At 70.3% G+C, this 7523-nt stretch carries 8 protein-coding genes; 7 read left to right on the top strand and 1 reads right to left on the bottom strand.

What is annotated here, in order from left to right; genetic code table 11:
- Positions 1-46 precede the first annotated feature (46 nt).
- Positions 47-1705, bottom strand: coding sequence for a urocanate hydratase (gene hutU, locus ACFV6V_RS30795; RefSeq protein ID WP_385571133.1), 1659 nt, complete (start codon positions 1703-1705; stop codon positions 47-49).
- Between the two features lie 126 nt (positions 1706-1831).
- On the opposite strand from hutU, the gene ACFV6V_RS30790 reads away from it, so the two are divergent.
- From ACFV6V_RS30790 to ACFV6V_RS30760, 7 genes are all read left to right on the top strand, one after another.
- Entirely contained in the window at positions 1832-3163 is a 1332-nt protein-coding gene (locus tag ACFV6V_RS30790; RefSeq protein ID WP_385571132.1) for a diaminopimelate decarboxylase, read from the top strand.
- Positions 3164-3230: 67 nt separating this feature from the next.
- Complete coding sequence (locus ACFV6V_RS30785; protein ID WP_385571131.1) at positions 3231-3716, top strand: SRPBCC family protein; 486 nt, start codon at positions 3231-3233, stop codon at positions 3714-3716.
- A gap of 117 nt (positions 3717-3833) precedes the next feature.
- Positions 3834-5210 carry an APC family permease gene (locus ACFV6V_RS30780; protein WP_385571130.1) on the top strand — a complete coding sequence of 459 codons (1377 nt, stop codon included), beginning with the start codon at positions 3834-3836 and terminating at the stop codon, positions 5208-5210.
- 208 nt (positions 5211-5418) lie between these two features.
- Positions 5419-5844 carry a hypothetical protein gene (locus ACFV6V_RS30775; protein ID WP_385571129.1) on the top strand — a complete coding sequence of 142 codons (426 nt, stop codon included), beginning with the start codon at positions 5419-5421 and terminating at the stop codon, positions 5842-5844.
- Positions 5845-5855: 11 nt separating this feature from the next.
- Entirely contained in the window at positions 5856-6599 is a 744-nt protein-coding gene (locus ACFV6V_RS30770) for a transcriptional regulator (RefSeq protein WP_385571128.1), read from the top strand.
- A 38-nt stretch (positions 6600-6637) separates the two neighbouring features.
- On the top strand, positions 6638-7066 hold the full coding sequence (locus ACFV6V_RS30765; RefSeq protein ID WP_385571127.1) for a roadblock/LC7 domain-containing protein: 429 nt from the start codon (positions 6638-6640) through the stop codon (positions 7064-7066).
- Between the two features lie 28 nt (positions 7067-7094).
- Positions 7095-7469, top strand: coding sequence for a hypothetical protein (locus tag ACFV6V_RS30760; RefSeq protein WP_361281515.1), 375 nt, complete (start codon positions 7095-7097; stop codon positions 7467-7469).
- The last annotated feature ends 54 nt before the right edge of the window (positions 7470-7523 follow it).

The following is a 7523-nucleotide window of genomic DNA, read 5'->3' as shown; positions in this document are numbered from 1 at the left end:
CGCCCGATGGGCGCGAGCCGGGTCCACATCTCGTGGAAGGACTCGGTCACGAGTCTTCCCGCATGGGGACGCGCACGCCCTTGTCGTCGGCGACGGACTCCGCGATGTCGTAGCCGGCGTCGACATGGCGGATGACGCCCATTCCCGGGTCGTTGGTGAGCACCCGGCGGATCTTCTCGCCGCCCAGCTTGGTGCCGTCCGCCACGGTGACCTGCCCGGCGTGGATGGAGCGGCCCATGCCGACCCCGCCGCCGTGGTGGATGGACACCCAGGATGCGCCGGAGGCCACGTTGACCATGGCGTTCAGCAGCGGCCAGTCGGCGATCGCGTCGGAGCCGTCGAGCATGGCCTCGGTCTCGCGGTACGGGGAGGCCACGGAGCCGCAGTCCAGGTGGTCGCGGCCGATGACGAGCGGGGCCGCCAGCTCGCCGCTCGCGACCATGTCGTTGAAGCGCTCGCCCGCGCGGTCGCGCTCGCCGTAGCCGAGCCAGCAGATACGGGCGGGCAGGCCCTGGAAGTGGACCCGCTCGCCGGCCAGCTTGATCCAGCGGGCCAGGGACTCGTTCTCCGGGAAGAGGTCGAGCATCGCCTTGTCGGTCTTGGCGATGTCGGACGCCTCTCCCGAGAGCGCCGCCCAGCGGAAGGGGCCCTTGCCCTCGCAGAACAGCGGCCGGATGTAGGCGGGGACGAAGCCGGGGAAGGCGAAGGCGCGGTCGTATCCGGCCAGTTGGGCCTCGCCGCGGATGGAGTTTCCGTAGTCGAAGACCTCGGCGCCCGCGTCCATGAAGCCGACCATGGCCTCGACGTGCCTGGCCATCGACTCGCGGGCGCGGGTGGTGAAGCCCGCGGGGTCCTTGGCCGCGTACGAGGCCATGTCGTCGAAGTCGACGCCGACGGGCAGGTAGGCGAGCGGGTCGTGGGCCGAGGTCTGGTCGGTGACGATGTCGATCGGGGCGCTCATCGCGAGGAGCTGCGGCACCAGGTCCGCCGCGTTGCCGAGCACGCCGATGGACAGCGGGCGGCGGGCGTCGCGGGCCTCGGTGGCGAGCTGGAGCGCGTGGTCGAGGGAGTCGGCCTTCACGTCCAGGTAGCGGTGCTCGATCCGGCGCTCGATGGCGCGCGGGTCGCAGTCGATGCAGATGGCGACGCCGTCGTTCATGGTGACGGCGAGCGGCTGGGCGCCGCCCATGCCGCCGAGGCCGGCGGTGAGGGTGATGGTCCCGGCGAGGGTGCCGTTGAACTTCTTCGCGGCGACGGCGGCGAAGGTCTCGTAGGTGCCCTGGAGGATGCCCTGGGTGCCGATGTAGATCCAGGAGCCGGCCGTCATCTGCCCGTACATGGTCAGACCGAGGGACTCCAGGCGGCGGAACTCCTCCCAGTTCGCCCAGTCACCGACGAGGTTGGAGTTGGCGATGAGCACGCGTGGGGCCCACTCGTGGGTCTGCATCACGCCGACCGGGCGGCCGGACTGGACGAGCATCGTCTCGTCCTGCTTCAGCGTCTTCAGCGTGCGCACCATGGCGTCGAAGGAGCGCCAGTCGCGGGCGGCCTTGCCGGTGCCGCCGTAGACGACGAGCTTGTCGGGGTGCTCGGCGACCTCGGGGTCGAGGTTGTTCTGGAGCATGCGCAGCGCGGCTTCCTGCTGCCACCCGAGGGCGTTCAGTTCCGTACCACGCGGTGCCCGTACGGGGCGGGGTCCAGACATGGCCGAGGCCTCCTCGCGACGATGACGCTGATCTATGTGTCTATTCACATCCTCGCTCGCTGAATAATTTCAGTCAACCACCGCGCACCGCTGCGCGGAGCCCCGCCGGGTGTTTGGCTGGACTCCATGACGCCAGACCGTCGAGATCAGGCCGTACGGGCAGCCGTGGAACAGGGACTGCTGGGCGGCGATACCGAGCCGGTCGTCGCCCTGCTGGACATCGCGGGGATCCGTGCGGGCGCCGCATCGCTGCGGACCGCGTTCCAGCAGGTCACGGATGCTCCGGTGCTGCATGCCTTCGCGGTGAAGGCGGCCCCCCTGGTGGGCGTGCTGCGGCTGCTGGGCAGGGAGGGGCTCGGGGCCGAGGTGGCCAGCCCCGGGGAGCTGGCACTGGCCAGGGCAGCGGGGATTGCGCCCGACAGGATCGTGCTGGACTCTCCCGCCAAGACGCCCGGGGAGCTGCGCGCGGCGCTGGACCTCGGTATCGCCGTCAACGCCGACAACGCACAGGAGATCGACCGCATCGAGACGCTGATCGGGGCCCTGGCGGACGGGACGGCCCCCGCCGCGCCCATGGGTCTGCGGGTGAACGCGCAGATCGGGGCGGGCACCATCGGGGCGCTCTCGACCGCCACCGCGACCTCGAAGTTCGGCGTCGGGCTGCGCGACGAGAGGGCACGCGACTGGGTCGTACGGACCTTCCTGGACCGGCCGTGGCTGACCCGGCTGCACACCCACTCCGGCTCCCAGGGCCTGCCGCTCGAGCTGATGGCCGCGGGCGTACGGACCGTGTACGAGCTCGCCGAGGAGATCAACGCAGCCGCCGGGCGGCAGCAGGTCGACACCCTGGACATCGGCGGCGGGCTGCCCGTCAACTTCGCGACCGACGAGGAGACCCCCCGCTTCGCCGACTACGCCCAGGTGCTGGACCGCGAGGTCCCGGGGCTCTTCGACGGGCGGTACGGGCTGGTCACCGAATTCGGACGGGCGCTCACCGCCAAGCACGGCATGGTGCTCGCCCGGGTCGAGTACGCCAAGCGGACCGGGGGCCGGCCCATCGCCCTGACCCACGCGGGCGCCCAGGTGGCGACCCGGACCGTGTACGCGCCGGGCGCGTGGCCGGTGCGTATCGCCGCGTACGACGACAAGGGACACGCGAGGACGGGTCCCGACGTCGTACAGGACATCGCGGGCCCGGCGTGCTTCGCGGGCGACCTGCTCGCCGAGGCGAGGGGACTGCCGCTGCTGGAGCAGGGCGACGTGGTGGCGGCGCTGGACACCGGCGCCTACTACTTCACCAGCCACTACGCGTACAACAGCCTGGTGCGCCCGGCCGTGTACGGCTTCCGCGAGGAGGCGGACGGCGGCGGGATCGCGTTCACGCTCGTACGCGACGCGCAGACGATGGAGGAGATCGTGGCGGAGTCGGGCGGAGCGCACCCGGACGCACTGCTGTAGCGCGGGCACCGGCCGCGGACAGAGCGGCGGAGAGCGGTTGTCGGACCCCGGTGCTTCCATGGGGTCCATGACCACGAAAAGCGTCGCCGTCGAGCACCGGATCGCCGCGTCCGCCGTTCGCGTATGGGAAGCCATGACCGACCTGCGCGACATGGCGCGGGTGCTCAGCGGCGTGGAGAAGGTCGAGGTCCTCACCGACGGCCCCTTCCGGGTGGGCACGCGGTGGCGGGAGACCCGGCGGATGCTGGGCAAGGAAGCCACCGAGGAGATGTACGTGACGGCGAGCGAGCCGCCCGGACGGTATGTGGTGGAGGCCGACTCCCAGGGCACCCACTATGTCTCGGAGTTCACGCTCCAGCCCCTCGGTCCCGAGACCACGGTGGTGCGGATGACGTTCAGCGCCGTGCCGCCCGGTGGTGCGATGGGGCTGCTCGCCAAGGTGCTCGGCGGTCTGGGCGCGCGGGCCGTGCGCAAGGCGATCGCCAGGGACCTCGCCGATATCGCCGCCGAGGTGGAGGGGCGCGGCGCGGGGGGAGGCGGTGGCACGGGCTGACCGCCGTGTCCCCTGTCCCTCGTAAGGCTCATCCGCCCCACGCCTCGGAATCACCGTGCGAAAGCCGGGCAGTAGAGAGCGGTACACACAGGGACGGGACCACGGGAAAGGGATCCGATGGCCGCATCCGCCTCCATGGAGGCACCGGAAGAGCAGCAGCCCTCACTCAAGCGGGCCATCGGTCCCAAGCTGCTGATCCTCTTCGTGATCGGCGACATCCTGGGCACGGGCATCTACGCCACGACCGGCAAGGTCGCGGGCAAGGTCGGCGGGGCGCTGTGGCTGCCGTTCGTGATCGGCTTCCTGGTCGCGATCATGACCGCCGCCTCGTATGTCGAGCTCGTCGGCAAGTACCCGAAGGCTGCCGGTGCCGCGCTCTACACCCAGCGGGCGTTCAAGCTCCCCTTTCTCACCTTCATCATCGCCTTCATGGTGATGTGCTCGGGGCTGTCATCGGCGAGCGCGGCGGCCCGCGCCTTCAGCGGGGACTACTTCCAGGAGTTCACCACCGCCATCCCGCCCACCCTCATCGCGATCGCCTTCATCCTCGCCCTGGCCGCACTGGCCCTGCGCGGGGTCTCGGAGTCGGTGAAGACCAATGTGGTGCTGACCATCGTGGAGCTGACGGGCCTGGTCGTGGTGCTGGCGATCGGCGCCTGGGCGGTGATCACCGGCGGCGGGGAGCCGTCCCGGCTCGGCGAGTTCGAGTCGTCGGGCGGCACGGGCTTCGCCCTGATGACCAGTGTGCTCGGAGCCACGGCGCTCGGCTTCTTCGCCTTCGTCGGCTTCGAGGACTCGGTCAACATGGCGGAGGAGACCAAGGATCCGGTGCGCACCTTCCCGCGCGCGATCTTCACCGGTGTCGCGGTGACGGGCACGATCTACGTGCTGGTCGCGCTGGTGTCCTCGCTGCTGGTCGACTACCGGCTGCTGGAGAGCTCCACCGGACCGCTGCTCGAGGTGGTCAAGGCCGGGGGCGTCGCCTTCCCGCCGAAACTCTTCGCCCTGATCGCGCTGTTCGCGGTCACCAACTCCGCGCTGATCAACATCATGATGGCCTCGCGGCTCTGCTACGGCCTCGCCAACGAGAAGGTGCTCCCACCCGGGATGGGCAAGGTCCTGCCCCGGCGCCGCACCCCGGTCACGGGCATCATCTTCGTCACCGCGATCGCCATCGGCCTGGTGTCCACGGGCGAGATCGAGGGCCTCGGCGACACCACCGCGTTCCTGCTGCTGTGCGTCTTCGCCGTGGTGAACGTGGCCGTCCTCGTGCTGCGCAAGGACCCGGTCGACCACGACCATTTCCGTACGCCGACGGTCCTGCCGGTGATCGGTGCGATCACATCGGTCATCCTCGCGAGCCCGCTCTCGGACCGGGCCGCTGATGTGTACATCCGGGCGGGGGTGCTGATCGGTATCGGGATCCTGCTGTGGGGCGTCAACAAGCTGTGGATGAAGCTCCATCACGAGCAGTCGCTGACGCGCGGCGGCTGAGCTGTCGTCAGCCCGAGCCGGATGGAGGGACGCGCCGAGCCGGGTACCGGAATGCCCGCTTGGGGCCGCGGACCCTAGCGGATCGCGGGCATGTTCCGACGGAAAATGCCAGAAGTTCTAGCAGGCACCACTCCGTTGCGTAACCTCCCGACTACGGACGTTCGAACGTCCGAGCCGTTTCGCACACGTGCTGGAGGGGGATTTTCGCGTGCCCGGAATCGACGAGTGTCTGCTCCACGCCATGCGGCTGCCCGGAGTGCGCGGCGCAGCGCTTGTCGACTGGACCAGCGGGCTCGCCCTCGGCACGGTGGGGGACGCCGCGGGCGCCGACCATGAGACGGCTGCCACCGAAACCGCCGAGCTGGCGCGGATGGCGGCGGAGCACCCCACCTTCGCACCGGCTGCCGACGATGATCCGGCCGGGCGGGCGGGCTCAGGCGCAGGCTCCGCGAAGACACCCCCGATCGAAGACCTCGTCGTGACCACGCGTACGTGTTACCACGTCCTGCGTTTTGTGGAGACCAGCTTTGACAGCAGTGTTCTTCTGCATCTGTGGCTCGACCGGGTCGAGGGCAATCTCGCCCTGGCACGGCTGCGGATGCGGGATCTGACCGAGCGGCTGGTGCTGGAGTGACCGTATCCCCGATGCTGCTGAGACTCGCTTCGGAGCGGGCGACCGGCGCGCTGTTACGCGACCGGGGCACGCTCTACCTCGTCGACGGCCAGGTGGTGCACGCCGAAAGCCCCGTCGCACCCGGGATCGAGGTCCTCCTGACCGCCGCCGGACGGCTGCGCGCCGACGGCTGGACGGAAGCCCTGCGTGAGGCCGGGGCGCTCGGCAGGGTGGGCCGCTATCTGGTCGACACCGGCCGGCTCTCGGGCGGCGAGCTGGAGATCTGCCACCTGGAGGCGCTTTACGACGCCGCGTTCTTCGCACTCGCACCGAGCAACACCCCTTCCCGTTTCCGCTACGGGGTCGCCCACTGGATAGGGCCCGTGCGGCCCGTCCCCGCGGCGGCCGTGGAGCGGGAGACCGCAAGACGCCGGGCGCTGCTCGACCGGTTGTGGGCGCACCCGGAGACGGACACCGCGCCGGTGGTCCGCACCAGACGGGCGCCGGGCATCCGGGCCGCCCCGCGGCAGCGCGCCGTGCTCGAGCTGGCGGACGGCGTCCGGACTCCCGCCGACATCGCCAGGGCCCTGGGCCGCCCCGCCTTCCACACCATGATCGATGTCCGTCGGCTGGCCGCGGCCGGTCTGGTCGAGACCCCGGGCAGCTCTGTCCCTGCTCTACCACCCCCCGATGTCGCCCGCGCCATGGAGATGTCCGCGGACCCTGACATCGCCTTACTCCGCAGACTCCGTGACGCCCTGGAGGCAACGCTGTGATGCGCACGCTGAGGCAGCGCGCCGAGAGGAGACAGCTGATGACAGCGAGCCCTGGAGTCGTCGACGAACTCAACCGGCTGCGAAGCCGATTGCCTCAGCTCACCGGCGCCCTCGCGGCCAGCGTGGACGGCCTGGTGCTGGCCCGGGACACCCCGGACGCGGAGGCGGAGACCGTCGCCGCGCTCACGGCGGCGGCCCTGGGTGTGTCGGTGCGCCTGACCGAGGCCACCGGACAGGGCGGTTTCCGTGAACTGCTGATACGCGGCGAGCGCGGCTATGTCGCGACCTACGCGGCAGGTTCGGCGGCCGTGCTCACCGTCACCGCGGAGCCCCGCGTCAACGTCGGGCGACTGCACCTGGAAGCCCGCAGGACCGGGGCACGCATAGGCGAGCTCGTCGACGGCGCACTCGACCGTCTCGACTCCAACTCCAACTCCACCACCCCACACACCGCACAAGTCCGATGAGCCCATCGAAACGAAAGGCACCACCACCATGGCCAACACCGAAACAGCCCTCAAGGAAGCGATGACCGTCATCGAGGGGTGCGTCGGCGTCGCCCTCGTCGACTACACCAGTGGGATGGCGCTCGGCACCCTGGGAGGGGGCAAACACCTCGATCTCAACGTGGCGGCGGCCGGAAACACCGATGTGGTGCGGGCCAAGCTGCGCGCCATGGAGATGCTGGGCCTCCAGGACGAGATCGAGGACATCCTCATCAGCCTGGGCACGCAGTACCACCTGATCCGGCTGCTCAAGGCGCGCGGCGGAAACGGGCTGTTCCTGTACCTGGCGCTGGACAACAAGCGCGCCAACCTCGCCATGGCCCGGCATCAGCTGCGCAAGGTCGAGGCAGAGCTGGAGGTCTGACCACACGTCAGCCCACTTCTCGCCCACCGCCGTATCGGCGACGCCGCGCCCCAC

The sequence above is a fragment of the Streptomyces sp. NPDC059828 genome, assembly GCF_042731955.1.
Classification (GTDB): Bacteria; Actinomycetota; Actinomycetes; order Streptomycetales; family Streptomycetaceae; genus Streptomyces.
This window is presented reverse-complemented; position numbering and strand designations above follow the sequence as displayed.